At 64.2% G+C, this 24,255-nt stretch carries 21 protein-coding genes and 2 tRNA genes; 9 read left to right on the top strand and 14 right to left on the bottom strand.

What is annotated here, in order from left to right:
- Positions 1–7: 7 nt before the first annotated feature.
- Positions 8–601 carry a cysteine hydrolase family protein gene (locus ACVJ19_RS35795; RefSeq protein ID WP_453953741.1) on the bottom strand — a complete coding sequence of 198 codons (594 nt, stop codon included), beginning with the start codon at positions 599–601 and terminating at the stop codon, positions 8–10.
- A 128-nt stretch (positions 602–729) separates the two neighbouring features.
- Between ACVJ19_RS35795 and ACVJ19_RS35790 the strand changes: the two genes are divergently transcribed.
- The 5 genes from ACVJ19_RS35790 to lepB all read left to right on the top strand — a co-directional run bounded on the left by ACVJ19_RS35790 (position 730) and on the right by lepB (position 4,289).
- Positions 730–1,563 (top strand): LysR family transcriptional regulator, encoded by an 834-nt coding sequence (locus tag ACVJ19_RS35790; RefSeq protein ID WP_453953740.1) that lies wholly within the window; start codon positions 730–732, stop codon positions 1,561–1,563.
- Between the two features lie 193 nt (positions 1,564–1,756).
- Positions 1,757–1,826, top strand: a tRNA-Phe gene (locus ACVJ19_RS35785).
- Positions 1,827–1,830: 4 nt separating this feature from the next.
- A tRNA-Lys gene (locus ACVJ19_RS35780) sits at positions 1,831–1,896 on the top strand.
- 335 nt (positions 1,897–2,231) lie between these two features.
- Positions 2,232–3,395 (top strand): slipin family protein, encoded by a 1,164-nt coding sequence (locus ACVJ19_RS35775; protein ID WP_453953739.1) that lies wholly within the window; start codon positions 2,232–2,234, stop codon positions 3,393–3,395.
- Positions 3,396–3,551: 156 nt separating this feature from the next.
- On the top strand, positions 3,552–4,289 hold the full coding sequence (gene lepB / locus ACVJ19_RS35770; protein WP_453953738.1) for a signal peptidase I: 738 nt from the start codon (positions 3,552–3,554) through the stop codon (positions 4,287–4,289).
- 16 nt (positions 4,290–4,305) lie between these two features.
- Here the strand turns inward: lepB and ACVJ19_RS35765 are convergent, their stop codons facing one another.
- From ACVJ19_RS35765 to ACVJ19_RS35750, 4 genes are all read right to left on the bottom strand, one after another.
- On the bottom strand, positions 4,306–6,066 hold the full coding sequence (locus ACVJ19_RS35765; RefSeq protein ID WP_456739491.1) for a B12-binding domain-containing radical SAM protein: 1,761 nt from the start codon (positions 6,064–6,066) through the stop codon (positions 4,306–4,308).
- Between the two features lie 296 nt (positions 6,067–6,362).
- Positions 6,363–7,739, bottom strand: coding sequence for a group II intron reverse transcriptase/maturase (ltrA, locus tag ACVJ19_RS35760; RefSeq protein ID WP_028144467.1), 1,377 nt, complete (start codon positions 7,737–7,739; stop codon positions 6,363–6,365).
- 526 nt (positions 7,740–8,265) lie between these two features.
- Positions 8,266–9,906 (bottom strand): chaperonin GroEL, encoded by a 1,641-nt coding sequence (gene groL / locus ACVJ19_RS35755; protein ID WP_211403841.1) that lies wholly within the window; start codon positions 9,904–9,906, stop codon positions 8,266–8,268.
- Between the two features lie 45 nt (positions 9,907–9,951).
- Positions 9,952–10,266: a co-chaperone GroES gene (locus tag ACVJ19_RS35750; RefSeq protein WP_453953737.1), complete on the bottom strand. Its 315-nt coding sequence runs from the start codon at positions 10,264–10,266 to the stop codon at positions 9,952–9,954.
- A 399-nt stretch (positions 10,267–10,665) separates the two neighbouring features.
- On the opposite strand from ACVJ19_RS35750, the gene ACVJ19_RS35745 reads away from it, so the two are divergent.
- Positions 10,666–10,953 (top strand): usg protein, encoded by a 288-nt coding sequence (locus tag ACVJ19_RS35745; protein WP_453953736.1) that lies wholly within the window; start codon positions 10,666–10,668, stop codon positions 10,951–10,953.
- A 155-nt stretch (positions 10,954–11,108) separates the two neighbouring features.
- Here the strand turns inward: ACVJ19_RS35745 and ACVJ19_RS35740 are convergent, their stop codons facing one another.
- Complete coding sequence (locus ACVJ19_RS35740) at positions 11,109–13,235, bottom strand: O-linked N-acetylglucosamine transferase, SPINDLY family protein (RefSeq protein WP_453953735.1); 2,127 nt, start codon at positions 13,233–13,235, stop codon at positions 11,109–11,111.
- A 218-nt stretch (positions 13,236–13,453) separates the two neighbouring features.
- Between ACVJ19_RS35740 and ACVJ19_RS35735 the strand changes: the two genes are divergently transcribed.
- Both ACVJ19_RS35735 and ACVJ19_RS35730 read left to right on the top strand, forming a co-directional pair.
- Positions 13,454–13,981, top strand: coding sequence for a cupin domain-containing protein (locus ACVJ19_RS35735; protein WP_453953734.1), 528 nt, complete (start codon positions 13,454–13,456; stop codon positions 13,979–13,981).
- Between the two features lie 107 nt (positions 13,982–14,088).
- Positions 14,089–14,574, top strand: a complete 486-nt coding sequence (locus tag ACVJ19_RS35730) for a hypothetical protein (protein ID WP_453953733.1) — start codon at positions 14,089–14,091, stop codon at positions 14,572–14,574.
- A 23-nt stretch (positions 14,575–14,597) separates the two neighbouring features.
- Here ACVJ19_RS35730 and ACVJ19_RS35725 read toward each other — a convergent pair whose 3' ends face one another.
- The gene (locus ACVJ19_RS35725) at positions 14,598–15,848 is read right to left on the bottom strand and encodes a NupC/NupG family nucleoside CNT transporter (protein ID WP_456739490.1); all 1,251 of its coding nucleotides are present in this window, start codon (positions 15,846–15,848) and stop codon (positions 14,598–14,600) included.
- A 161-nt stretch (positions 15,849–16,009) separates the two neighbouring features.
- Here ACVJ19_RS35725 and ACVJ19_RS35720 point away from each other — a divergent pair, with 161 nt between their 5' ends.
- A complete protein-coding gene (locus ACVJ19_RS35720; RefSeq protein WP_453953731.1) occupies positions 16,010–17,248 on the top strand; it encodes an MFS transporter in 1,239 nt (412 codons plus the stop codon).
- 152 nt (positions 17,249–17,400) lie between these two features.
- On the opposite strand, the gene ACVJ19_RS35715 is transcribed toward ACVJ19_RS35720, so the two are convergent.
- From ACVJ19_RS35715 to ACVJ19_RS35685, 7 genes are all read right to left on the bottom strand, one after another.
- Positions 17,401–18,159, bottom strand: a complete 759-nt coding sequence (locus tag ACVJ19_RS35715; protein WP_453953730.1) for an SDR family oxidoreductase — start codon at positions 18,157–18,159, stop codon at positions 17,401–17,403.
- 26 nt (positions 18,160–18,185) lie between these two features.
- Positions 18,186–18,944, bottom strand: coding sequence for a proteasome-type protease (locus tag ACVJ19_RS35710; RefSeq protein WP_057740901.1), 759 nt, complete (start codon positions 18,942–18,944; stop codon positions 18,186–18,188).
- Between the two features lie 229 nt (positions 18,945–19,173).
- On the bottom strand, positions 19,174–19,515 hold the full coding sequence (locus ACVJ19_RS35705; RefSeq protein ID WP_453955271.1) for a carboxymuconolactone decarboxylase family protein: 342 nt from the start codon (positions 19,513–19,515) through the stop codon (positions 19,174–19,176).
- 116 nt (positions 19,516–19,631) lie between these two features.
- On the bottom strand, positions 19,632–20,828 hold the full coding sequence (locus ACVJ19_RS35700) for an acyl-CoA dehydrogenase family protein (RefSeq protein WP_453953729.1): 1,197 nt from the start codon (positions 20,826–20,828) through the stop codon (positions 19,632–19,634).
- A gap of 103 nt (positions 20,829–20,931) precedes the next feature.
- Positions 20,932–21,780 (bottom strand): transglutaminase family protein, encoded by an 849-nt coding sequence (locus ACVJ19_RS35695; RefSeq protein WP_453953728.1) that lies wholly within the window; start codon positions 21,778–21,780, stop codon positions 20,932–20,934.
- A 101-nt stretch (positions 21,781–21,881) separates the two neighbouring features.
- A complete protein-coding gene (locus tag ACVJ19_RS35690; RefSeq protein ID WP_122402567.1) occupies positions 21,882–22,826 on the bottom strand; it encodes an alpha-E domain-containing protein in 945 nt (314 codons plus the stop codon).
- Between the two features lie 4 nt (positions 22,827–22,830).
- Entirely contained in the window at positions 22,831–24,249 is a 1,419-nt protein-coding gene (locus ACVJ19_RS35685; RefSeq protein ID WP_453953727.1) for a circularly permuted type 2 ATP-grasp protein, read from the bottom strand.
- Between the last annotated feature and the right edge of the window lie 6 nt (positions 24,250–24,255).

The raw sequence follows: 24,255 nt of genomic DNA, 5'->3' as shown, positions 1-24,255 counted from the left end.
TGCTCCGTTATCTCAGCGCATCGCCGCGCGCGATGATGGCGAAGCGGTCGGATAGCTCGGCGAGTGCAACCTCATGGATGGTGCGAGCGTCCAGCGTGCCGCCGCGGCCGTCCGGCAGGTCGCGCGTGGCGCAGGCGTCGGCGTCGACCGTCGTGCGAAAGCCGAGGTCGAGCGCGGCGCGCGCCGTGGAGCTGACGCACATATGCGTCATGAAGCCGGCCAGCACGATGTTCTTCCTGTCGGTTGCGGCAAGGCGCGCCTGCAAATCAGTGCCGGCAAAGGCATTCGGCAACTCCTTCTCGATCACCAGCTCGCCGGCACGGGGGCTCAGTTCGGCGACGATGGCGCCGCGCTCAGTGCCGCGATCGAACAGGCTGCCGGCCTTGCCGCGATGGGCAATGTGGATGATCGCAGCTCCGCTCTCGCGCGCCCGTGCAAGCAGCGCAGCCGCCCGCGCGATCGCGGGTCTTGCGTCGGGCAATGCGAGAGGACCTGCGAGATATTCGTTCTGGATATCGATCAGCACCAGCGCGGCGTCGGCAAGACGCGGCGGGTTGAGATCGGCACCGGCGAGCTGCAGCAGGGTCTTTGCGGTCGTCATGGTCTTGGAGATCTCCAGGGCAAAAGGCGCGACAAACATAGCCCCGGGAAGGCCTGCCGATACGCAGGGATATTGCAGCGGGTGGCTGCGATATTGCAGGCTGCGCCCGGCCGGTATAGCCTCGCGCCATGAACTGGGACGATCTGCGCATCATCGCTGCCGTCAGGGACGAGGGCACCTATGCGGGTGCCAGTGCGCGGCTGCGCATCGACGAGACGACGGTCGGGCGCAGGCTGTCGCGCATCGAACGTGCGCTCGGTTTGCGTCTGTTCGAGGCCGCCGACGGTGTCCGCAGGCCGACGCGGAGTTGCGAGGCGGTGCTGGCGCATGTCGAGGCGATGGCCGCGCACGCCGCCGAGATCGGCCGCCTCAGTGAGAGCCTGGAAGGTCCGGTGGGACGCCTGCGCATCGCCTCCACCAACACGGCCGCCGAGGAGGTGCTGTCGCCGCGCGCAAGCGATTTCCTGCGTGCCAATCCCGGCCTGACGCTGCAATTCCTTACCTCGAGCGAGAACGTCAAATTCTCGCGCTGGGAGGCCGATCTCGCCATCCGCCTGCGCAAACCCGACAAGGGCGATTTCGCGATCTCAAAGCTCGGTGACATCAAGCTCTATTATTTCGAGCCTGATACGACCGAGGGCGAGCCGATGCTGTGCGCCTATCCGGACGAGCTCGGGGCCATTCCCGAGATGCAATTCATGCGCACGAAGAAAGCCCGCGCGCGCTGCGTCACCGACAACGTTCGCGTCATCCGCAATCTGATCCGCGCGCATCAGGCCGCCGGTGTGTTGCCGGAGTATGTTTGCGCGGACTTGCTCGGCGATCGTCGCCTGCGCGCCACCCTGCTGCCGAAACGGCGCGACGTATGGCTGCTGGTGCAAAACCATCTCAAGCGCGACGCTGCAGCGCGCGTGACCATCGACTGGGTGAGGGCGTGTTTCCAGGAGATGTCACGTAACTGACGTCGCGTCCTGGTGTGACGATCGCGTCACAGCGCGCAACCTGCGACGAAAAATCTTGAACCTCCCCCTTGCAACCCGAACGTGCCTGGTCTATTAGCGCCGTCCTTCGCTAGGCCATGGGTTCGGGCTCTCTGAGATCCCGACTGGCGCGGGCCGGTCTCCGGTTTCGTGTTCCGCCGAATGAAGGAGAAACGCAGGACGTAGCTCATGGAGAGCGTCGGGCTGAACACCCGAAGGCATCGGTTCGATTCCGGTCTCTTGCACAAAGGATAGCTCAGTTTGGTAGAGCAGATGACTTTTAATCATCCTGTCGCGGGTTCGAATCCCGCTCCAGCGCTCCGTTTCAGCCTGAAAAGCTGATACCTCTGAAGGGGACCGGACGCGCGCTTCAGTCGCCGTCCGGCCGCATTGCCCAAAAGGCATTCGTCCGAACAACGACACTGTGAGACCGGCTTTGCGCCGCGGGTAGATACCGCTTGCGCTGATGCCGGGTGGCTCCGCACGGCCGCGCGACACGCGTCGCGCGATCGCGCGCGTGCGCCCGTCGTCATGCAAGCTCAAGCCCCGGCCCGCCGATTTTTCAGGAAGCGTCGTCCGCGTCCTCAAATCCTTTGCGAACGAAACCTGTCGTCCGGCATCCGGCCGGGCGCAAACGAAGGAGGCGTGCCATGACGTCTGAGAAGACTTGGCACTTGCTGATGCTGAACGTGACGGTGAAGGATGGCGAGCGTGCGTTGCTGACGCGCAACGGGCAGCTCGTGCGCGTGCTCGCGCCCGGCAAGCATCGCCTGTTCGATCCCCTGCACGAGCTGAAGGCCGAGGTGCTCGACGTGGTCCGCAGCGAATTTTCTGCGGAGCGCTACGCGGTGCTGAAGGCTGCGCGGCCCGATCTTGCCGCCGAGCTGTTCGAGGCGGTCGAGACCAGGGCGGACGAGATCGCCATCGTCAGCCTCGACGGCCGGCCCGTGCATCTGATGACGCCCTGGCAGGTGCGCGTCTACTGGAAGGTCGCGACCCGCATCGATGTCGAGCGCATCGATGTGTCCGCTGATCCCAAGGTCAGCGCGCGGCATCTGGCCATGATCGAGCGCAACCGCTCGGCCGTGACGTCGGAGACGGTGGTCGAGAACCACGAGGCGGGCCTGCTCTACGTCGAGGGCCGGCTCGTGGAGCGGCTCGCGCCCGGACGGCACGCCTTCTGGACCGTCGGCCGCAAGATCGAGGTGAAGCGCCTCGACCTGCGGCCCCAGGCGGTCGAGATCACCGCGCAGGAGATGCTGACCAAGGATCGCATCGCGCTGCGGGTGACGCTGACGGCGTTCCGCCGGATCATCGATCCCGAGCGGACGGTTGCGACCGTGCCCGACGTGGATGCGTGGCTGTACCGCCTGGTGCAGTTCGCGATCCGCGAAGCGGTTGCGGGCCGGACGCTGGACGAGGTGCTGTCGGCGAAGGCGGCGCTGGATGCGGAGCTGCGCGACTATGTGCGCGCACGCGTCGCGGAGTCTGGCGTTGAGGTCACCGAGCTCGGCGTCAAGGACGTGATCCTGCCCGGCGAGATCCGGGAGCTGGTCAACAAGGTGGTGGAGGCGGAGCGGGTCGCGAAGGCGAACCTGATCCGCCGGCAGGAAGAGACCGCGGCGACGCGTTCGCTCCTGAACACCGCCCGCCTGATGGAGGAGAACCCCCTGCTGCTGCGGCTCAAGGAGCTGGAGTCGCTGGAGCGGCTGGTCGAGAAGGTCGGCCGCATCGACCTCCATGCCGGTGACGGCCAGGGCCTCGATGCCCTCCTGACCCGGCTCGTGCGCCTGAAGGCGCCCGAGAGCGCATGAAACAGAAGGGCCGCCCACGGGCGGCCCTTCACATATCCGTTGTCCTTGCTTGCAGTGAACGCGTGAGCGGGCCCGTGCGACCAAAATCCTGATGAGGGATTGCGCGCGCGCAAGGGTTGCGTAATCTCATGATGACGATCTTGATCAGGCAGGCGAATGACCACTCTTGAGCAAACGATCCGCCCCTCGGTACGATCCAGCGACTGGAAGGCGATCGTCGTCCTGATCCTGCTGATCCCGGTGCTATGGTCGCCGCCGTTCCTGGTTCGCTTCTTCCTGTACAAGCCGTTCAACATCCCGTCCGGCTCGATGACGCCGACGCTGGTCGTTGGCGACTATGTCCTCGCCGCCAAATACGCCTACGGCTATGGCCGCTATTCTTTCCCCTTCGCACCGTCGGGCCGCATCCTTGCCGCCGACCCCGAATACGGCGACATCGTGGTGTTTCGCACGCCGAAGGACACCTCGTCCGATTACGTCAAGCGCGTGGTCGGCCTGCCCGGCGACCGCGTCCAGATGCGGGGAGGGCAGCTCATCCTCAACGATCGCCCGGTGACGCGCGTGGCGCTCAAGGAGGTGTTCGCGGGCGCGGCCTGCGGAGGCGATGACGAGGCGAAGGCCAAACGCTGGCGCGAGACGCTGCCGAGCGGCGCGAGCTATGTAACCTATGACTGCATCGACAATGGCTTCCTCGACAACACCAGCGTCTACACGGTGCCGCCAGGCCACTTCTTCGTGCTCGGCGACAACCGCGACAACTCCACCGACAGTCGCATGATGAGTGCGATGGGCTTCATCCCGATGGACAATCTGATCGGCAAGGTGACGCGGATCTTCTGGTCGCTCGACGAGAACGGCGATCCGCACATGGAGCGGCTGGGCAAGGTGGAGTGAGGCGCGACGGAGCGCCTCACGTGGCGGGCAGCTTCCGCCCCTGCGCTTCTTCGATGTGTCGCCGCTGATCGAGAAAGGCCCGGCTTGATCTCGTCTTGAACAATTCGAGGCTCTCGGTTTGATCGGTCGAAGGCGTCAGCGCCTTGTCGGCATATGCGAGCCGATACGGATCGCGCTTGACCTTGCGCGCGAGCCGCTCGAGATGGATTGCGAGCGTCGCCCAGCGAGCTGCCTTGGTCGCCGTTTCCGCGACGAGGCGCGGATAGAACAGCCACGCCGGTTCTGTCGGCAGATGTGGACGGCGCTCATTCCGGCTCTTCAGGCGGAGCACACCACCCTCGAGCGGATGGACATGCTCGATAGGATGGTAGCCTTTGAAATAGAGAACGAAGGTCTTGATCCTGTTGACGCTGTTGCCGGTTGCTGCGGCCCGCCGCATGATCGTTTCGACATGCGCCCAGCTATAGTAGGTGGTCCAGGCCGTCGCATAGGCACTTTCCCATTCGGCCTGGGACATCGTCGCGTGCGCAACCGTGACATGGTCCAAATCGTACTTGTTGAGATCCGGATCCATCGCGACGCTCTTGGAGTACAGAGTCTTGTGGTCCTCTGACCCGGGCAGCGGCGTCAGGAAAAAGAATTCCAGCATGTCGATCGGCAACTCGTCCTGGATGATCTTGATGTCACGGACGATCGACGCCAGCGTGTCGTTCGGGAAACCCAGGATATAGCCGCCGACGGTGACGATCTTGGCCTGCTTCCAGGCAAGCATCATCTCGCGGTAATCCGTGATCTTGTTCTGGCGCTTCTTGGCGCCGAGCAAACTGTCCGGATTGATGTTCTCCAGACCGATGAAGCACCTTCGCACGCCAGCCCTTGCGCATTTCTCCACGAAATTCGGCAGCTTATGGCAAAGGGTATCGACCTGGATCGTGAAGCTCAACTGCCATCCTTCCTTCTCGCGAAGCTCGATGATGCGGTCGAGCAGCACCTCCCAGTCCTTGTTGCGGGCGAAATTGTCGTCGGTGATGAAGAAGGCATGAATGCCCTGCGCGACGTTGGCGCGGATAAGGGCCTCGATGTCATCAGCGGTTCGGCGTCGTGACTTGCGACCCTGCACGTTGATGATCGTGCAGAACGAGCACTGAAAGGGACAGCCGCGGCCGGCGTCGAAGCTGGTGGTGCGACCTATCACCCGCTTGATCTGCTCTCGGGGTATGATCGGCAGTGGCTGGCCTTCGAGGTGCGGGAGGTCATTGAGGAAATTGTATTGCGGCTGAAGCTGCCCAGCGACGGCATCCTTCAGGACCTGCTCGAGACGCCCCTCGGCCTCTCCGGCAAAAACCGACACGCCGAGATCCATGATCTTGCGAACGTCCGGGTCGCAATCCGGCAACATCGCCAGTGTTCCCGAAACATGGAAGCCGCCGACAGCGACCTGGATGCCCCGGCTTCGAAATTGTCGAGCGATATCAATCGCTCGTGGAAATTGGTTGGACTGTACGCCGACCAGCATCACCATGCCGGCTTTGGCGGCCTTGATCGAGCGCGCCAGAGCTTCGACCCGCACCTTCCGGTTGGTTTCGTCGATCGCTTCAATGTCGATGTCGAATTCAGCGCCGAGAACCCGGCGCTCGCGGCAATCGAGCGCGATGCCATGAAGACACGCCAACGAATTGGAAGGCAGGCCTCCCCGCCACCATCGGATCACATAGCCATCACTGTCGTAATGCGACGGCTTGATGAGAACAAGCCGGAATGTCTGGTTCGTTCGCATGCGCGGAGGGTATCCTGCGGACGCTCGATCGCCAACCTCGTTTTGATTGCATCTTGCGACGACAGAAATATTCGATCGATCGTGCGCGCCCTTGATCATACACGAATGGAGCGATCGGGATAGGAGCAGTCAGGAGCCATGGTCTCTGTCATTCCGGGCTCGGCGCTTCGCGCCGCCCGGAACGACGAAAGAGGGGGCCGCTGCACCGTGTGTCAAATCGGGATAGGGGGAAGCCTCGCGGCTCCGCCCCTCCCACACCACCGGACATACGGGTCCGTATCCGGCGGTTCAGCGGATTATGCGGGTCGCCGTGCCGCGACGGAAGCCAAGCCGAGTGAGGCAAAGAAGCCGTTTGGCAGAGCAATGGTGAGCGCGGGGCTGTTCGCGAGCCGCCAAGGGCCACGTGGGCTGCCGGCGGTTTGCGCCGCCAGATCCCGGCCGACGCCGCGGCGTCGCAACTCGGCAAAGCGAGCGGGTCCATACTTCCATTGCTTCCAGGCAACGGCGCGCAACCGTCGCCTGATCCACTGGTCAAGCACGCGCAACACCGACGGGGTTTGACAGAAGCCGAAGTAGCCGTGCCACCCAATCAGGTAGGTCGACAGTTCTTTGGCGATCTGCACGAGGCATCGACCACGCGTGCGTCGCGTGAGCTCCCGAACCTTCGCCTTGAAGCGGGCGAGTGCCTGCGGCGCGATGCGCCGCCGCGGTTCTTGCCCGCCGGTGAAGCTGAAGCCCAGGAACTTGCGAACACTCGGTTTGGCAACCGCGCTCTTCGCTTTGTTGATCTTGAGCTTGAGGCGCTTTTCGAGGAACCTCTCGACGCCAGCCAGCACCCGTTCGCCCGCCCGCTGACTGCGCACGTAGATGTTGCAGTCGTCGGCGTAACGCACGAAGCGGTGGCCGCGCTTCTCCAGTTCCTTGTCCAGCACATCCAGCATCAGGTTCGACAACAGCGGCGAGAGCGGACCGCCCTGCGGCGTGCCCTCTTCCGTCGGACTGACCAGCCCTCCTTCCAACACACCCGCATTCAGGAAGGCGCGGATGAGCTTCAGGATGCGCTTGTCAGCAACCCGCTTGGCAACCAGTCCCATCAGGATGTCGTGGTTGACCCGGTCAAAGAACTTCTCCAGGTCGATGTCCACCACGATGCTGTGGCCGGCCGCAATGTACGCCTGCGCCCGTTCCACCGCCCGATGTGCCGAGCGCCCCGGCCGAAAGCCGAAGCTCGTCTCGGCGAACGTCCTATCCCAATCCGCCTGCAGCACCTGCATCACCGCCTGCTGGATCAAGCGGTCGAGCACCGTCGGAATGCCGAGCGGCCGCAGGCCGCCCGACGCCTTCGGTATCTCCACCCGCCGCACCGGCTGTGGCTTGTAGGTGCCGTCAAGCAACTGGGCTCGGATCGCAGGCCAGTGCTCCTTCAGGTGGGCTGACAGCTCGCCGACGGTCATCCCGTCGACGCCCGCCGCGCCCTTGTTGCGCTTTACTTGCGCCAACGCTGCCTTCAGATTCTCACTCTCGACAACGTCTTCCATCGACGGTCCTGCGACCGCCGGGCGTTCGAGACAGACTTCCGCCGCACGCGCTTCAGGCTCTCGGGCGCCGGCGCTTCGGGCTTCACCCTCCGCTCCGGGGCTCAAGTTCAGCTCGACCTGATTCTTCTGCCGCATGGCTCGCACGAGATCGCCGCTCTACTGACCACTTCCACCGTTCAGGCCTTCAGCGGCGCGCTGCCGCCTACTGCGCCCTCGGCTGACTTCTGCGCTGCGGTCAGGCCGTCTTGCGACGGTCTCAGTCTCGTTGCCGAGACACAGCGCAGACCTCCCGAGGTAAGACCGACCGCCTTCACCGCACGCCCGCCGAATTTACCACCCCGACCTTTGATGACCTTGGACTTCGCGATCAATTGCTCGCTCGTCCGGCCGGGTAGGCCTCGTTATCCGGTGTTTGTCCATCGGGCCGCGGCTTTGCTCCACGCTTTCTTCAGACCCCACCTCACGATGACGCCCTTGCGCTTCGCTAATCCTTCGCCGCCATCAGGCTGGATAGAGGACTTCCACCTCCAAGCTGTCGCTCATACTCGGCACACAACAAAAACCCCGGCATCGCTGCCGGGGTTTCGTAGTCGTTGAACGAGATCCCGGATCTGCGGTGCACCGCTTTGCGCTGCACCGCGTCCGGGACGACTTCGTCGCCTTAGAAGTCCATGCCGCCCATGCCGCCGCCCGGGGGCATCGCCGGACCGGCGCCGCCCTTCTTGGGCAGCTCGGCGACCATGGCTTCCGTGGTGATCAGGAGCGCGGCCACCGAGGCTGCGTTCTGGATCGCGGTGCGGACCACCTTGGTCGGGTCGATGATGCCCTTCTTGACGAGGTCGGCATATTCGCCGGTCTGGGAGTCGAAGCCGTAATTGTAGGCCTTGTTCTCCAGGATCTTGCCGACGATCACCGAGCCGTCTTCACCGGCGTTGATCGCGATCTGGCGAGCGGGAGCCGACAGCGCCTTGCGCACGATCTCGACGCCGGTCTTCTGGTCGTCGTTCTTGGTGCGCAGGCCCTTGAGCTGCTCGGAAGCACGGAGCAGGGCGACGCCGCCGCCCGGGACGATGCCTTCCTCGACAGCCGCGCGGGTCGCATGCATCGCGTCATCAACGCGATCCTTGCGCTCCTTCACCTCGACCTCGGTCGCGCCGCCGACGCGGATCACCGCGACGCCGCCCGCGAGCTTGGCGAGACGCTCCTGGAGCTTCTCACGGTCGTAGTCCGAGGTGGTCTCCTCGATCTGCGCCTTGATCTGGGCCACGCGCGCCTCGATGTCGGCCTTCTTGCCGGCGCCGTTGACGATCGTGGTGTTCTCCTTGTCGATCATCACCTTCTTGGCGCGACCGAGCATGTTGAGCGTGACGTTCTCGAGCTTGATGCCGAGATCTTCCGAGATCGCCTGGCCACCGGTCAGGATCGCGATGTCCTGCAGCATGGCCTTGCGGCGATCGCCGAAGCCCGGAGCCTTGACGGCCGCGACCTTCAGGCCGCCGCGCAGGCGGTTCACGACGAGGGTCGCGAGGGCTTCGCCTTCGACGTCCTCGGCGACGATGACCAGCGGCTTGCCGGTCTGCACCACGGCCTCGAGCAGCGGCAGCAGCTCGTTCAGCGAGGAGAGCTTCTTCTCGTTGATGAGGATGTAGGCGTCGTCCATCTCAACGCGCATCTTGTCGGCGTTGGTGACGAAGTAGGGCGAGATGTAGCCGCGGTCGAACTGCATGCCCTCGACGACGTCGAGCTCTGTCTCGAGCGACTTGGCTTCCTCGACGGTGATGACACCCTCGTTGCCGACCTTCTTCATGGCGTCGGAGAGGAACTTGCCGATCTCGGCGTCGCCGTTGGCCGAGATGGTGCCGACCTGGGCGATCTCCTCGTTCGAGGTGACCTTCTTGGAGTTCTTCTGCAGGTCCGCAACGACGGCCTCGACCGCGAGGTCGATACCGCGCTTGAGGTCCATCGGGTTCATGCCGGCGGCAACCGACTTGGCGCCTTCCTTCACGATCGCGGCCGCGAGCACGGTCGCGGTGGTGGTGCCGTCGCCGGCCGCGTCAGCGGACTTGGAGGCGACTTCGCGCACCATCTGGGCGCCCATGTTCTCGAACTTGTCCTCGAGCTCGATCTCCTTGGCGACGGTGACGCCGTCCTTGGTGATGCGGGGAGCGCCGAACGACTTGTCGAGCACGACGTTGCGGCCCTTCGGACCGAGCGTGACCTTCACCGCATTGGCGAGGATGTCGACGCCGCGCAGCATCTTGTCGCGCGCTTCAACCGAGAATTTGACTTCTTTGGCTGCCATCTGGAATTTTCCTTGAGATGTTTGACTGGAGGGAGAGAGGGGCTCTTAGGCCGCCTTCTTCTTGGAAGCGGGGACGTCGAGGACGCCCATGATGTCGCTTTCCTTCATGATCAAGAGATCGACGCCGTCGATCTTGACCTCGGTGCCGGACCACTTGCCGAACAGCACGCGGTCGCCGACCTGCAGGTCGATCGGGATCAGCTTGCCGGCTTCGTCGCGGCCGCCAGGGCCAACGGCGACGACTTCACCCTGGGAGGGCTTTTCCTTGGCAGTGTCGGGAATGATGATGCCGCCAGCGGTCTTCTCTTCTGCGTCGATGCGCTTGACCACGACGCGGTCGTGAAGCGGACGGAATTTCATGCAGTCCTCCTAAGTAGTTGCACGATATGGGAATTTTTTGGCGTTAGCAGTCTGTGCCCGCGAGTGCTAGCACGAGCGAGGTTGAAATAGGACAGGAATTTTGCGGGGGCAAGGGCTTCTAGCAGAAAAATCAGCACCCGGAAGCCTGGACTGCCAGAATCTCTTTTCCATCGTTAACCAGCCTCGGAGGCCTCTTCGAGGCCCCCTGGGGGACCGTATTAGCACGGGGGCATGTCTGCTGCTAACGCATTGAATTTCAACAGCTTGTTAAACTTTTGGGCTTGAGATGGGTTGTCAGTTTGCGTCACATTTCTCTCATGTGAGCGCATCGTTTCCGGGTGGCTCCCGGGGCACGGATCAAGCCACCCCCTGTATGCGCTCCTGCAAAGGAGGTTTGGCATGGGACTGCGCGTTGGGGGCGTTTCCGAGGACTTCCGGAAACAGATGCTGGGCTACGGGCTGACGACGGCACAAATTCTCTACCGGATGCCGGATCATCCCTCGCTGCTCCAGACCTATGTCTGGCAGAACTACGACATGTTTCCGAAATTCCCGGCGCTGACCGACTTCCTGGCCTTCTGGCAGGAGAAGCTCGACGGTCCGCTCCATTCCGTCACCGTGGCGCATTCCAAGCTGATCAAGCCGGCCGAGTTGCGCGCCATCGACGGCGTGTTCCGGCTGCATTGAGGGCGAGCACCGGTCTCGTAGGGTGGGCAAAGGCGCGGCTTGCGCGCCGTGCCCACCATCTCTCCGCGATCGCATCCGGCATGGTGGGCACGCTTCCGCCTTCGCTCTTCGAGCTACGGCGGACAAGTCGCTTTGCTCACCCTACAAACACGCGATCAGACGCCGCCGCTGCAATAGCGCTTCCACATCGCGCGATAGGCCTCGTCCACCGCTTGCGCGTAGGCGACCGGGTTGCAGGCGGCCGCAGCCCTGACCTGTCCAGGCAGTTCGCGGCGCAACTTGTCGAGATCACCGAGCTCAGCCGCGCGGTTCACCGCGATGTCGACATAGGCCTCCTCGCTATCCGTAACCCAGTCCGGCAGGCCAAGCGCGGAGAGGATGGACCCGGCCGCACGGCTGGGCAGACTGTTCCCGAGCTTCGCCACCACGGGGACGCCCATCTGCAAGGCCTCCAATGTGCTGACGCCGCCATTCTGCGGGAACGGGTCGAGGGCAATATCGACGCGATTGAACGCCGCCAGATGATCGACGCGCAAGGTGGTTCCGAGCAGATCGACGCGTTCGGCCGGCACGCCGCAAGTTGCAAGCCGTGCCAGCAGATTGTCGCGGACCAGTTGATCGTCCAGCGCAACATCCTTGATCAGCAGTCGTGACCCCGGCACCCGCTCGAGAATCCTGGACCAGGCTTGCGCGGCCTGGTCCGAAATCTTGCTGATGCGGTTGAAGACACCGAAGGTGACGAAGCCGTTCGAGATCGCCGGCGTCGACGCCCGCGCAAGCTCGATCGGCAGCGGCTCCAGCGTCACAAAGCACGGCAGATCGACGACGGTCTCCGCAAACAGATGCCGGACCGCGGGAGGAATCGCGACCGGGTCCGAGAACAGATAATCGATCGTCGGCAGCCCGGTGCCGGTGCCGTGACCCCAGCCATGGGCCTGGATCGGCGCCGGCTTGCGCGCAAACACGCTGAGGCGGTTTCCCTTGGTATGGCCGGACAGATCGATCAGGATATCGACGCCATCGGCGCGGATCTCGGCGGCGAGGCGATCGTCGCTCCATTGCGAGGCGTCGCGCCAGCGATCGGCGATCTTGCGAAATTCGTCGGTCGCCGCATCCACTTTCGACGAACAGGAGTAGCACACGACCTCAAACTGTGCCCGGTCATGGTATTGCAGGACCGGCTTGAATATGAACGCGGCCGAATGCGCGTTGAAGTCCGACGAGACATAGCCAAGCACCAGAGGGCGATCCGGATCGCGGCTGTTGTCGTGCGGCCTCGCCGATTCTGAAGCGAACGTCGCGCCGATCCGCTCCCACCATACCTGCCGCGCTTCCTGATGCTGCTCGACGCTGGCATCGGCCACGAAGTCGAGCGTGAATATCTTGTTGGAGATCGCGCTCGGGAAGTCAGGCTCGATCTCGAGGGCTCTGTCGTAACTGGCCAGAGCTTCGTCGACCCGGCCAAGTCCGGAGAGACAAATGCCCCGTACCAGGTGAGCTTGAACGGCTTCGGGATCGACCGCGATCGCTTTCTCGCTATCGTGCAATGCTTCGGCCACTCGCTGGATCTGGAGCCAGACACTGGCGCGCCCGAGCCACCCGTTCATGTCGTCAGGCGCCAGGGCGATTGCCTGATTGCAATCCGCCATGGCTTCGTCAAATCGCAGAAGTTCCTGCAATGCGATGGCGCGGTTCGCCAGCGCCGAGGCATAGTCGGGCTTGATCGACAGCGCGCGGTTCAGGCTTGCGATGGCCTCGTCATAATTGCGCAGACGGCAGAGCACCCAACCCCGGCCGTTGTGGGCTTCGGCAAGGTTTCCGTCGATTGCGAGCGCCTTGTCGTAGCACTCGAGCGCTTGCTGAAGATCGAGGGTTACGCTCGCGTTGCCGAGATTGGACAGGGCTACGGCGTAGTTGGGGCGCAAGGCGAGGGCCCTTCGATAGCTCTCGCAAGCCTCATCGTGACGTCGCAGCTTGTTCAGCGCGATGCCTCGGCTCATGTGAGCGTCGGCAGATTGCGGATCCACGGCAACCGCCCGGCTCAGCAGAATTTCGGCTTCCTGATAGTTCTTGGTATCAGACTCCAAGCTGCCGAGCATATGCAGCGCGATGAACTGGTTGGGCGCGAGCTGCAGGACCCGGCGATAGCCAGCCCGGGCCTCGGGGACAAGCCCTTGCTTGTGCAATTGGAGGGCCAGCCCGAGCAATGGCAGCACCTCGGCTTTCTGCCGCTTCTGAAGCCGGGCATTTTGAAATGCGCGCTGACCTACGCTGTTGCTCATGAATCAATCCCCCAGAATCTCTTGCGGGAGATTAGGTCGGCGGGGGAACGAATACGAGACGACGGCCGCTCGCCACGACAGCTTCGGACAAGCTACGAGCGAGCGGGGCATCGCGCTTGCTGGCCCAAGCCCGCAATTGCTGCCCGGTCCAGGACTGGCTAGTCTGCCGTCGGGTTGTCCCCGTCCGGCGGGCGCGGCTCAGATCAGGGAGGTAGACAATGGCGAGGCAAAAGGCATCAAGACCCGCAACCAAGGCTGCCGTGAAGAAGCGGAGTGGCACCAAGACTGCGGCGCGATCCCCGGCGCGCAAGGCGGTGAAGGCAAAGGCGCGCACGGCCGCACCGAAGAAGCCCGCACGTCCCAGGCAGCGCATCGCAATCAGCCATCACCGCGAGGAAGATTTCAAGGCCGACGGCCTGCGCGCCTACGCGAAGTACCGCGACCTCGGCATTGCCGATGCGACCCATGGCCTCGCGCAGGCGCATGTGATCCGCCTGCAAGGCCCCTGCAATCCGGCGGAGGTCTCGAAGCTGCATTTCCACGACGTCGAATTCCAGATGGTCTACGTGCTCAAGGGCTGGGTGAAGACCTACATGGACGGGCAGGGCGAGACCTTGATGAAGCAAGGCAGCGCCTGGACCCAGCCGCCGAAGATCAAGCACATGATTCTGGACTATTCGGACGACGTCGAGCTGCTGGAGGTGATCCTGCCGGCGGAGTTCAAGACGGTGGAGTTGAAGGCGTAGACTCTCTCCACGTCATTGCGAGGAGCCCTTGCGACGAAGCAATCCAGACTATCTCCGCGGATGCATTTCTGGATTGCTTCGCTTCGCTCGCAATGACGGGGCCTTTGGTGATGCTGGAACTAGGAGAAGCGGTGTACGGATTTCCTAGCGATCAATTTTGGATATTTCTAACGGATTTGAACGAGCCCGAAGACAATTCTTTGCGGCTGATGGTTGCTGAAGCGAAGACGTTGGGGGACGTCGAGCATTCTCTATTTCCCGCCAGTTCGACACGACCAATCGTCATCACTGAGGACTCAAGGCGCTTTGAGTTTGTGTGGAAGGACTACGTTGCTTATCTGGTCCGCAATGAGTCATTTGCATCGCTCGAAGAAGGCCAACCGACCGGCATATTCCTTGAAAAGCAATCTTCAGCCTATCTACGGTTTCTCGATGAGACGACGTTCGCAACAGCGGTCATGAACAAGCCCATCAGGCATTGGGTAGTAAACTGTCTCAACCATTGCATCGATGTTGCCTCCTTTAGCGAGCCAGTAGTTAGGGAATTATTGGCCGAGCCCAACGACGGCGGCGGCGCGGTAAAGGCGAACTAGCCTCACGCGAACGCGGGGTCAGATTACACCACCACCCCCACCACGGCCCCCATCAGGCACGTCGTCAGCGTCCCCGACACGATCGACTTCAGCCCGAGCGCGTTGATCTCCTCGCGCCGCTCCGGCGCCATCACCCCCAGGCCGCCGATCATGATGCCGAGGCTGGCGAAGTTGGCGAAGCCGCACATCGCATAGAGCATGATCAGGCGCGAGCGCGGGTCGAGCGCATCGGGCGGCAGCTTCGAGAAATCGACATAGGCGATCAATTCGTTGAGCACGGTCTTGGTGCCCATCAGGCTGCCGGCCGTCACCGCCTGATCCCAGGGCAATCCCATCAGCCAGCACACCGGCGCCATGACGAGGCCAAGCAGACGCTGCAGCGAGATCGCGGCGCCGCCGATGTTTGGCAGGAGTCCGAGGACGGCGTTGACGAGATAGACCAGCGCCACCAGCACCAGCAGCATGGCGACGATGTTGAGCAGCAGCTCGAGTCCTGCGCTCGTGCCTTTCACGATCGCGTCCATCGTGCTGGCGACCTCCATCTCCGGATCCTCCAGTGCGCCCCCGGTGCGCTTGTCCGAGGTCTCGGGCACCATGATCAGGCTGACGAGGATTGCGGCCGGCGCGCCCAGCACGGAGGCGATGACGAAATGCGCGGCCGAATCGGGAATGAGCGGCGCCAGCAGCGTCGCATAGAGCACCAGCACGGTGCCGGCGATGCCGGCCATGCCCCCGGTCATCACCAGAAACAATTCGCTGCGGGTCATCTGCGCCAGATATGGCCGCACGAACAGCGGCGCCTCGACCATGCCGAGGAAGATGTTGGCGGCGGTCGACAGCCCGACCGCGCCGCCGACGCCGAGCGTACGCTCCAGCAGCCAGGCCATGCCGCGCACGATCGGCGGCAGCACGCGCCAATAGAACAGCAGCGTCGTCAGCACGCTCATGACCAGCACGATCGGCAGCGCCTGGAACGCCAGGATGAAATCCGCGCCGGGCACCTTCAGGTCGAAGGGCAGGGTGCCGCCGCCGATATAGCCGAACACGAAGGCGGAGCCGGCGCGCGAGGCCGCCGAGATGGCGCCGACCGCGTCGTTGATGGTGCCGAAGGCATGGGCGACGACCGGCAGCTTCAGCAGCACGATCGCCGCGGCGAAGGTCGCGGCGAGGCCGATCGCCGCCTGGCGCAGCGAGACCGCGCGGCGATTCTCTGCCAGTGCGAAGGCGATCAGCAGCAATGCGAAAATGCCGAGTGCCGATTGCAGGCGAAGCATGATGTCCCCAAAACCTCCAATGATTATGGCCGCGCGTGCGTTGCAAAGGCAATGCCGACAGGCCACGGAAGTGTCCCGTTGTTGACAAGCGGACCCGTCTCAGCCACGCGGAGGCCCATCGAGATCAAGGGGGCGGACAGTCCGAGGTGACCGAAGAGGCGATGCCAGAGCAGCCAATATCCCGAAATCCGCCGGTCAGCGCCGGCGCGCTCCTCGCCCACCGCGCCTTCCTGTTCTTCCTGCTCTCGCGCAGCCTGTCGCGCTTCTCCAGCCAGATCGCGGCGGTCGCGATCGGCTGGCAGATCTACGATCTCACCGGCTCGGCCTTCGACCTCGGCATGGTCGGCCTCGTGCAGTTCCTGCCCACCGCGCTGCTGGTGTTCGTCGCCGGCCACGCCGCCGACCGTTTCGAGCGCAAGCGCGTGGTCCAGCTCTGCCAGCTCGTGGAAGCGGCGACCGCGCTCTATCTCGCAACCATCACCTATCTCGGCGCGGTCAGCGAGGTGCAGATATTCATCGCGACCTTCGTGCTCGGCATTGCCGGCGCCTTCGAGAGCCCGACCACCGCGGCGATGCTGCCGCTGATCGCGCCGCAGGGATCGCTCCAGCGCGCGACGGCCGTGGCGAGCGGTGCGGGGCAGGTCGCGACCATCACCGGTCCCGCGCTCGGCGGTTTCGCCTACGCGATCGCGCCGCATCTCGCCTACGCCGTGATGCTGCTGTTCTGGATCGTGGGGATGATCCTGACCGGCTTCATCCGGCCGCGTCCGCAGGCTGTCGCCAAGGACATGGACGCCGCGGACAATATCTTTGCCGGCGTCCGTTTCATCCGCAGCAATCCCGCGATCCTCGGCACCATCTCGCTCGACCTGTTCGCCGTGCTGTTCGGCGGCGTCACCGCGCTCTTGCCGATCTATGCCCGCGACATCCTTCAGACCGGCCCGGTGGGGCTCGGCGTGCTCCGCGCGGCGCCTGCGGTCGGCGCGCTCCTGATGACCATGGTGCTGGCGCGCCACGCCATCTCGCGCCATGTCGGCCTGCGCATGTTCCAGGCCGTGATCGTGTTCGGCATCGCCACGATCGTGTTCGCGCTGTCGTCCTGGATGTGGCTGTCGGTGCTGTCGCTCGCCATCCTCGGCGCCGCCGACACGATCAGCGTCGTGATCCGCTTCTCGCTGGTACAGCTGTCGACGCCCGACGAGATGCGCGGCCGGGTCGGCGCGGTGAATTTCCTGTTCATCAACGCTTCGAACCAGCTCGGCCAGTTCGAGAGCGGAATCACGGCCGCACTGTTCGGCGCCATGCCCGCCGCCGTGCTCGGCGGCGTCTGCACCGTCGCGGTGGCGCTGCTCTGGATGAAGCTGTTTCCGAGCCTGCGGCAAGTGGAGAGCCTGGAGTAGGGGAAGGTCTCGTGTCCCGGACGCGGCGCAGCGCGCAAGCGGTGCGCCGCTGAGCCGGGACCCACGTCGCAGCGAGTGACGTCGGGGAGAGATGGGCCCCGGCTCAACAGCGCGTCATTTCATGCCGCGCAGCGTCCGGGGCACACGATCGGCTAGCCCCGTCCGACGAAGGGCATCTTGGTCGCCATGACAGTCATGGTCAGCACGTTGGCATCGAGCGGCAGGCCGGCCATGTAGGCAACGGCATCGCCGACCGCCTTGGCATCCATGCGCGGCTCGTGCTTGGTGGTGCCGTCGGGCTGCAGCACGCCGGGGCCGTTGACCATGCGGTCGGTCATCGGGGTCGCGGCATTGCCGATGTCGACCTGTCCGACCGCGATGTCATACATGCGGCCGTCGAGGTTGCTGGCCTTGGTGAGGCCGGTGATGGCGTGCTTGGTCGAGGTGTAGGCGGCCGAGAACGGCCGCGGCGCATGCGCCGAGATCGAGCCGTTGTTGATGATGCGGCCGCCGCGCGGGTTCTGGTCCTTCATGATGCGGAAGGCGTGCTGGGTGCACAGGAACGGGCCGGTGAGGTTGGTGTTCACCACCGCCTGCCACTGCTCGAGGCTGAGGTCCTCGAAGTTCACGGCGGGCGCGCCCATGCCGGCATTGTTGAAGAGCACGTCGAGGCGGCCATAGGTCGCCTTCACCTTGTCGAACAGCGCGGCGATCGAGTCCGGCTTGGTCATGTCGGCGGTGACGCACAGGCTTTTGCCCGCGGGGCCGAGCTTTGCGGTCTCCTCGAGCATGTCGAGCCGGCGGCCGGTGAGCACCACGGTGAAGCCGGCGTTCATCAGTGCCAGCGACGCTGCGCGCCCGACACCGGTGCCGGCGCCCGTCACCACTGCGATCTTTTTCGCTTCACTCATCGTTTCCTGCCTTTTCTCTTGAGTTGTCAGGTTTTGGGTTCTTTTTCGTTCTTGTAGGGCGGGCGCGGAATGTTCTGATGCGCGGCGCGTAAGGCCGCCGACCAGCGCGAGCGCAGATCGTGGAAATAGGGCTCGCCCGCCTCGATGCGGTGGTTGAGATCGGCCTCGCAGGCGTCCGTGCGCACCACCAGCACGTCGATCGGCAGGCCGACGCCGAGATTGGAGCGCATCGTCGAGTCCATCGAGATCAGGCCGGTCTTCAGCGCCTCGTAGAGTTCGACGTCGTAGTGCATGGCGCGGTCCAGCACCGGCTTGCCGTATTTGTGCTCGCCGATCTGCAGGTAGGGCGTGTCGGTGGTGCATTCGATGAAATTGCCGGCGGTGTAGACCATGAACAGGCGCATGCGCGCGCCCTTGATCTGGCCGCCGAACAGGAAGGAGACGTCGAAGGAGACGTCCTCGGATTTCAGCGCCGGCCCTTCGGTCGCATGCACCGCCCGGATCGCCCGGCCGATGCGCTGGGCGGCCTGGAACATGGTCGGCGCGTTCATCAGCGTCTCGATCTCGCCCGTATTGGGGTCTTCGAGGCCTTCGGTCAGCGTCGACAGCACCGACTGGCTGATGGCGAGGTTGCCGGCGCTGGCGATCGCCATGATGCGGTCGCCGGGCTTGGAGAAGATGTGCAGCTTGCGGAAGGTCGAGACGTTGTCGAGACCGGCATTGGTGCGGGTATCGGCGATCATCACCAGACCGTCCCGAACCAGGATTCCGCAGCAATAGGTCATTTCCCGTCCCCGAACGCGTTTGCGCGGAATTACTAGCGAATTTCGGGGAGGCATGAAACCCCCGATTCCCGCGGGGATGACCCTCATGGGGAGGAGCGTGCGGAGCACGCGTCTCTAACCATGAAGGCCCGGCTGTCGCCCGCGGCCATCCTTCGAGACGGCGCTGTCGCGCCTCCTCAGGATGAGGGTGTGCGCGTGACGGACCAGGCTCTAGTAACCGCGATCACCCTCAGTCAGCGGCATCGACGAGAAACGCCTCATCGACGGGAACGCCGAGGGCCGTGACCAGCCGGTTCGTTTCCGCGGCCATGCCGACGATGGCGAGCAGCTCGCCATATTCGGCCGCGGTCATGCCCTTGGCCCGGGCGCTCGCGGTATGCGAATGGATGCAGTAGCTGCAGCCATGCGCCACGGAAACCGCAACATAGAGCATTTCCTTGACCTTGGGATCGAGCGCTCCGGGCGCCATCACCTCCTTGAGGCTCTCCCAGGTCCGCCGCAGCGTCTTCGGATCATGCGCCAGCGCGCGCCAGAAATTGTTGACGAAATCCGACTGCCGCACTTTGCGGATGTCGTCGAAAACGGCGCGCGCCTCGCTGGAGAGCTCATCGTCCGAAAGCGTTTTACAGTTGCCATGAGGGCCTCGCGGGGTCGGGTGATCCCGCGAGTGTAGCACGGCTGATGCGTTCAGGCGGCATCCTCAGCCGAGCGGCGCAAGGCCAGTCTGCCGACGTCGACATATTGCCTCTGCTGGGCATGGGCGTGCTGGGCTCCGACGTGAAGGTCGCGCAGGCGCCGCTGCAGCGGCGAGGTGTCGTAGACCGCACTGCTTCCGGCCAGCGCAAAGCAGGCATCCGCGATGCCGACGCAGGTCGTCGCGAGCCAGACCGCGGATCGGGCCCCCTCGATCATGAGGTCTTCGTCGTTCAACGTGCCGGCCTGCGCGCGGCGCCAGTGGCTGGCAACCTGGACCTCGTGAAACGCCTGCGCAGCCCTGAGGTCGGCGCAAATCCGGCCGAGGCAGAACTGGAAGGTCTCGGACTCCCGCATCGGGACGGCCGCATACAATTGCTGCCTCCCGGTATGGGCCAGCGCGAGCAGGTCATCGACCGCGCCCTCGGCGAGGCCGACCGAGAATGCGCCGTGAAACAATGGCAGCCATTGCCGGAGCGCCTGATAGAGCGGGCCCGCCATGCGAGGCGGAGCTTCGAGGTCGAAGAAATGCACCTCCGGAACCAGCCTCTCCCGCAGCACGACGTGATGGCTGCCGGTGCCCTCGAGCCCCGCCGCGTACCAGGTGTCCTCGATCTCCCAGTCGCGCGCCGGCAGCACAACGACGCGAAGCTGCGGCTTGCCCTGCGGCCCGGGGACCGGTTTGCCATTCTCGGTGACGATGCAGAACCCGCCGATCCATTGGGCATGCGTGCAAGAGCTGGCGAACGGCCAGCAGCCCTTGACGCGGTAGCCGTCCGCCACACGCTCTGCCGTTCCGCCCGGTTGGGATGAGCCGCAGATCGCCACGTCCGGTCCGTCCTGATAGATTCGCTGATACATTTCGGGGTGAGACGTGGCGGCGAACAGGCTGCCGACTGCGCCGACGATCGAGCTCCAGCCGGTCGAGCCGTCGAGACGGGTCAGTGCCTTGATGACCTCGAGGCCATCAGGAAAATCGAGCTCCAGCCCGCCATGGCTCCGCGGGACGAACATGCGAAACAGTCCGATCGACCTCAGCCGCTCCACGAGGTCTGGCGGGATACGGCGCGCAGCTTCGATTTCGGCGGCGCGCGCCGTGATCTCGGGTGCCAATTCCCGGATGCCCACAAGCGTGGCTTTCTGGGGATCGCGCAGTGCGAAGTGATCGCTGAGTCTTTCTTGAAGCCGCATCTGTCTCAACCTCTGTTGCGGGAACGGATCGCAACAAGAATTGGACGGATCGTGCTACGGCGCGGTTTCAGCGCGGCGGTCGTCGGTTACGGCTGTAACGCTGCTAGCTCTGCCGCTGGGACTGCGACTGCGATTGCCCGCCGCGGCCGGCCTGCTCGACCTTGACCGCGACCGTCAGCGTCTCCGCGCCGCCGCCATAGCGGGTGCCTCGCACCGGGGCGGCGCCGAGATAGTCGAGCCCGATCGCGACGCGGACATGGGCATCGGTGGTGCAGATGCAGTTGGCGGGATCGAAGCCGACCCAGCCGAGATCGGGCACATACGCCTCCGCCCAGGCATGCCCGGCATCCTGGTGCACCGTGCCGTCGGAGCGCAGGAAATGGCCGGAGACGAAGCGCGCCGGCACGCCGCCGGTGCGGGCGCAGGCGATGAAGATATGCGCGTAGTCCTGGCAGACGCCGCGCTTGAGCGTGAACGCTTCGGCCGCTGAGGTGCCGCTGTTGGTCGGGTCCTCGTCGAAGGTCATGTGGTCGCTGATCTCGCTCATCAGCGCGTGCAGGAAGCCGAGCGTGTCGCTCTCGGCCTCGCTGCGCAACTGCCGTGCGACCGCCGCCATCGCCGGATTGACCGAGGTGAGGTCGGTGGGGCGCAAAAACATGCCGGCCGGAAAACGTTCGTCGGCGCCGCGCAGCACGCCGCCGGTGTCGTGGGTCTCGATCAGCCCTTCGGCGGTGATCTTGATGTCGCCGACGGGACCGCAGGACAGCACATGGGTGACGTTGCCGAAGGCGTCCTCATGGGTGTCGAGCTTGGTGTCGGTGGAGACGTCGATCTGCCATTCCGCCACATATTGTCCGTCATGGCTGCACGGCGTCATCCGCAGGATCTGGATCACGCTGGTGGCCGGCGGCTCGTAGCGATAGGTCGTGGTGTGCTGGATTCGCAGGCGCATGGTGATTTACTTGCTCCGTCATTCCGGGATGGTCCGAAGGACCAGACCCGGAATCTCGAGATTCCGGGTTCGCCCTTCGGGCGCCCCGGAATGACCGAAGGTCAGATCAAATACTGCTTCGTGATGATTTCGCCCAGCCTGGAATTGTCCGCGATGAATTCCTGAATGAATTCATGCACGCCATGCTGGAAAATGTCGTTCATATTGCTGTGTTCCAGCCGGTTGCGGATGCCGCGGGCGTGGCGCTGGGCCGGGCCCTGGCGGCCATAGGCGACGCCGATCTGGTCGAGGTTGCGCACCAGGTTGCCGTAGCAGCTCGCCAGCGAGCGCGGCAGCGTGTCGTTGAGGATCAGGAGATCCGCGATCAGCCACGGCTTCAGCGTCTCGCGATAGACCCAGTGATAGGCCGTCAGCGCCGAGACCGAGCGCAGGATCGAGCTCCACTGATAGAAGTCGAGCGGGCCGCCGACATGCTCTTCCTCGGGCAACAGCACATGGTACTTCACGTCGAGGATGCGCGCGGTGTTGTCGGCGCGTTCGAGGTGCACGCCCATCCGCGAGAACCAGTAGGCGTCGTTGCGCAGCATGGTCCGGTAGGCCGAGCCGTCGAAGCGCAGCGAGGTCTCCTGCACGAAGCGCAGGAATTTGGCGAGATCCTCGCGCGTGGAGGTGCCCTTGCTCCAGACCGCCTGGAGCTCGATCCAGGCCGAGTTGATGGTGTCCCACATCTCGCTGGTCAGCGCGGTGCGCACCGAGCGCGAGTTCAGCCGCGCCGCCTCGATGCAGTTCCGGATCGAGGAGGGATTGTTCGGCGAGAACGAGAGGTACTCGACGACGTTGTGTTCGTTGGCTTCCTCATAGGCCTGATAGAAGCTGGCGGCGACGCCGGCGGTGAGCAGCGCCGAGTCCCATTCATTGGTCTTGCCGATATAGGCGGCTGGAAGCGCGGTGACGCGCAGCGTCGCATCGATGGTGCGCGCGAGATATTCGGCCCGTTCGACGTAGCGGGCGAGCCAGTAGAGGTTTTCGGCGGTACGCGACAGCATCTCTCTACTCGTCCAGGATCCAGGTGTCTTTGGTGCCGCCGCCCTGGCTCGAATTCACCACTAGGGAGCCTTCCTTCAGCGCGACGCGGGTGAGCCCGCCCGGCACGATCGTGGTGCTCTTGCTGCCGGTGAGCACGAAGGGGCGCAGATCGACGTGGCGCGGGGCGAGGCCGGATGCCGTGCAGGTCGGACAGGTCGAGAGCGCCAGCGTCGGCTGGGCGATAAAACCTTCCGGCTCGCGCTTGAGCTTCTCGCGGAAGGCTTCGATCGTCGCCTTGGTCGCGGCCGGGCCGATCAGCATGCCGTAGCCGCCGGAGCCGTGCACTTCCTTGACGACGAGCTCGCTGAGGTTATCCAGCACATAAGCGAGGTCCTTCGGCTCGCGGCAGCGCCAGGTCGGCACGTTCTTCAGGATCGGCTCCTCGCCGAGATAGAATTTCACGATATCAGGCATGTAGGAGTAGATCGCCTTGTCATCGGCGATGCCGGTGCCGACGGCGTTGGCGAGCGTGATGTTGCCGGCCGCATAGGCCGACATCAGTCCGGGCACGCCGAGCACGGAATCGGGACGGAAGGTGAGGGGATCGAGGAAGTCGTCGTCGACGCGGCGGTAGATCACGTCGACCCGCTTCACGCCCTCGGTCGTCCGCATGAACACTTCATTGTTCTTGACGATGAGGTCGCGGCCCTCGACCAGCTCGATGCCGAGTTTGTCGGCCAGGAATGAGTGCTCGTAATAGGCGGAGTTGTAGACACCCGGCGTGAGCAGCGCGACGGTGGGCTCGCCCGAGGCGCTTTGCGGTGCGACCGAGCGCAGGGCCGCGAGCAGCTCGTCCGGATAGCGCTCGACCGGCGCCACCTTGTGGCGGGCGAACAGGTCCGGAAACAGCCGCATCATGATCTCGCGGTTTTCCAGCATGTAGGACACGCCCGAGGGGGTGCGCGCATTGTCCTCCAGCACGATGAAGTCCTCGGCGTCGACCCGGACGATGTCGATGCCGGCGATGTGCACGTAGACGTCGTGCGGCACCTGCTGGCCGTTCATCTCGGGCCGGAAGACCGGGTTCTGGAAGATCAGATCGTCAGGCACGATTTCGGCGCGGAGGATATCGCGGCCGTGATAGATGTCGCGCAGAAACATGTTGAGCGCGCGCACGCGCTGCTTCAGGCCCTTCTCCAGCAGCGCCCATTCCTTGCCGGACATGATCCTGGGGATCACGTCGAACGGGATCAGGCGCTCGGTGGATTCGGAATCGCCATAGACGGCGAAGGTGATGCCGATCCGGCGGAACAGGAGCTCGGCTTCCTGGCGGCGATATTCGAGCGCCTCGGGAGGCGTCTCCTTGAGCCAGCGTGCCAGCTCCTGATAGGCAGGGCGAAGGTCCCCGCCGGGAATATTCATTTCATCAAACGCGACTGCCATAGATCC

The organism is Bradyrhizobium sp. USDA 376, from assembly GCF_054063675.1.
The sequence above is the reverse complement of the archived record's forward strand: the minus strand, read 5'-3'. Positions and strand labels throughout refer to the sequence as shown.

Bases quoted from the DNA above. Each gene is read 5' to 3' on its own strand.
- ACVJ19_RS35765 (WP_456739491.1), bottom strand. From the start codon at position 6,066: ATGCGAACGAACCAGACATTCCGGCTTGTTCTCATCAAGCCGTCGCAT.
- groL (WP_211403841.1), bottom strand. From the start codon at position 9,906: ATGGCAGCCAAAGAAGTCAAATTCTCGGTTGAAGCGCGCGACAAGATG.
- ACVJ19_RS35700 (WP_453953729.1), bottom strand. From the start codon at position 20,828: ATGCGGCTTCAAGAAAGACTCAGCGATCACTTCGCACTGCGCGATCCC.
- ACVJ19_RS35685 (WP_453953727.1), bottom strand. From the start codon at position 24,249: ATGGCAGTCGCGTTTGATGAAATGAATATTCCCGGCGGGGACCTTCGC.
- ACVJ19_RS35735 (WP_453953734.1), top strand. From the start codon at position 13,454: ATGGCGAGGCAAAAGGCATCAAGACCCGCAACCAAGGCTGCCGTGAAG.
- ACVJ19_RS35720 (WP_453953731.1), top strand. From the start codon at position 16,010: ATGCCAGAGCAGCCAATATCCCGAAATCCGCCGGTCAGCGCCGGCGCG.
- ACVJ19_RS35745 (WP_453953736.1), top strand. From the start codon at position 10,666: ATGGGACTGCGCGTTGGGGGCGTTTCCGAGGACTTCCGGAAACAGATG.
- ACVJ19_RS35715 (WP_453953730.1), bottom strand. From the start codon at position 18,159: ATGAGTGAAGCGAAAAAGATCGCAGTGGTGACGGGCGCCGGCACCGGT.
- ACVJ19_RS35710 (WP_057740901.1), bottom strand. From the start codon at position 18,944: ATGACCTATTGCTGCGGAATCCTGGTTCGGGACGGTCTGGTGATGATC.
- ACVJ19_RS35775 (WP_453953739.1), top strand. From the start codon at position 2,232: ATGACGTCTGAGAAGACTTGGCACTTGCTGATGCTGAACGTGACGGTG.
- ACVJ19_RS35690 (WP_122402567.1), bottom strand. From the start codon at position 22,826: ATGCTGTCGCGTACCGCCGAAAACCTCTACTGGCTCGCCCGCTACGTC.
- lepB (WP_453953738.1), top strand. From the start codon at position 3,552: ATGACCACTCTTGAGCAAACGATCCGCCCCTCGGTACGATCCAGCGAC.
- ACVJ19_RS35740 (WP_453953735.1), bottom strand. From the start codon at position 13,235: ATGAGCAACAGCGTAGGTCAGCGCGCATTTCAAAATGCCCGGCTTCAG.
- ltrA (WP_028144467.1), bottom strand. From the start codon at position 7,739: ATGCGGCAGAAGAATCAGGTCGAGCTGAACTTGAGCCCCGGAGCGGAG.
- ACVJ19_RS35795 (WP_453953741.1), bottom strand. From the start codon at position 601: ATGACGACCGCAAAGACCCTGCTGCAGCTCGCCGGTGCCGATCTCAAC.
- ACVJ19_RS35790 (WP_453953740.1), top strand. From the start codon at position 730: ATGAACTGGGACGATCTGCGCATCATCGCTGCCGTCAGGGACGAGGGC.
- ACVJ19_RS35725 (WP_456739490.1), bottom strand. From the start codon at position 15,848: ATGCTTCGCCTGCAATCGGCACTCGGCATTTTCGCATTGCTGCTGATC.
- ACVJ19_RS35750 (WP_453953737.1), bottom strand. From the start codon at position 10,266: ATGAAATTCCGTCCGCTTCACGACCGCGTCGTGGTCAAGCGCATCGAC.
- ACVJ19_RS35695 (WP_453953728.1), bottom strand. From the start codon at position 21,780: ATGCGCCTGCGAATCCAGCACACCACGACCTATCGCTACGAGCCGCCG.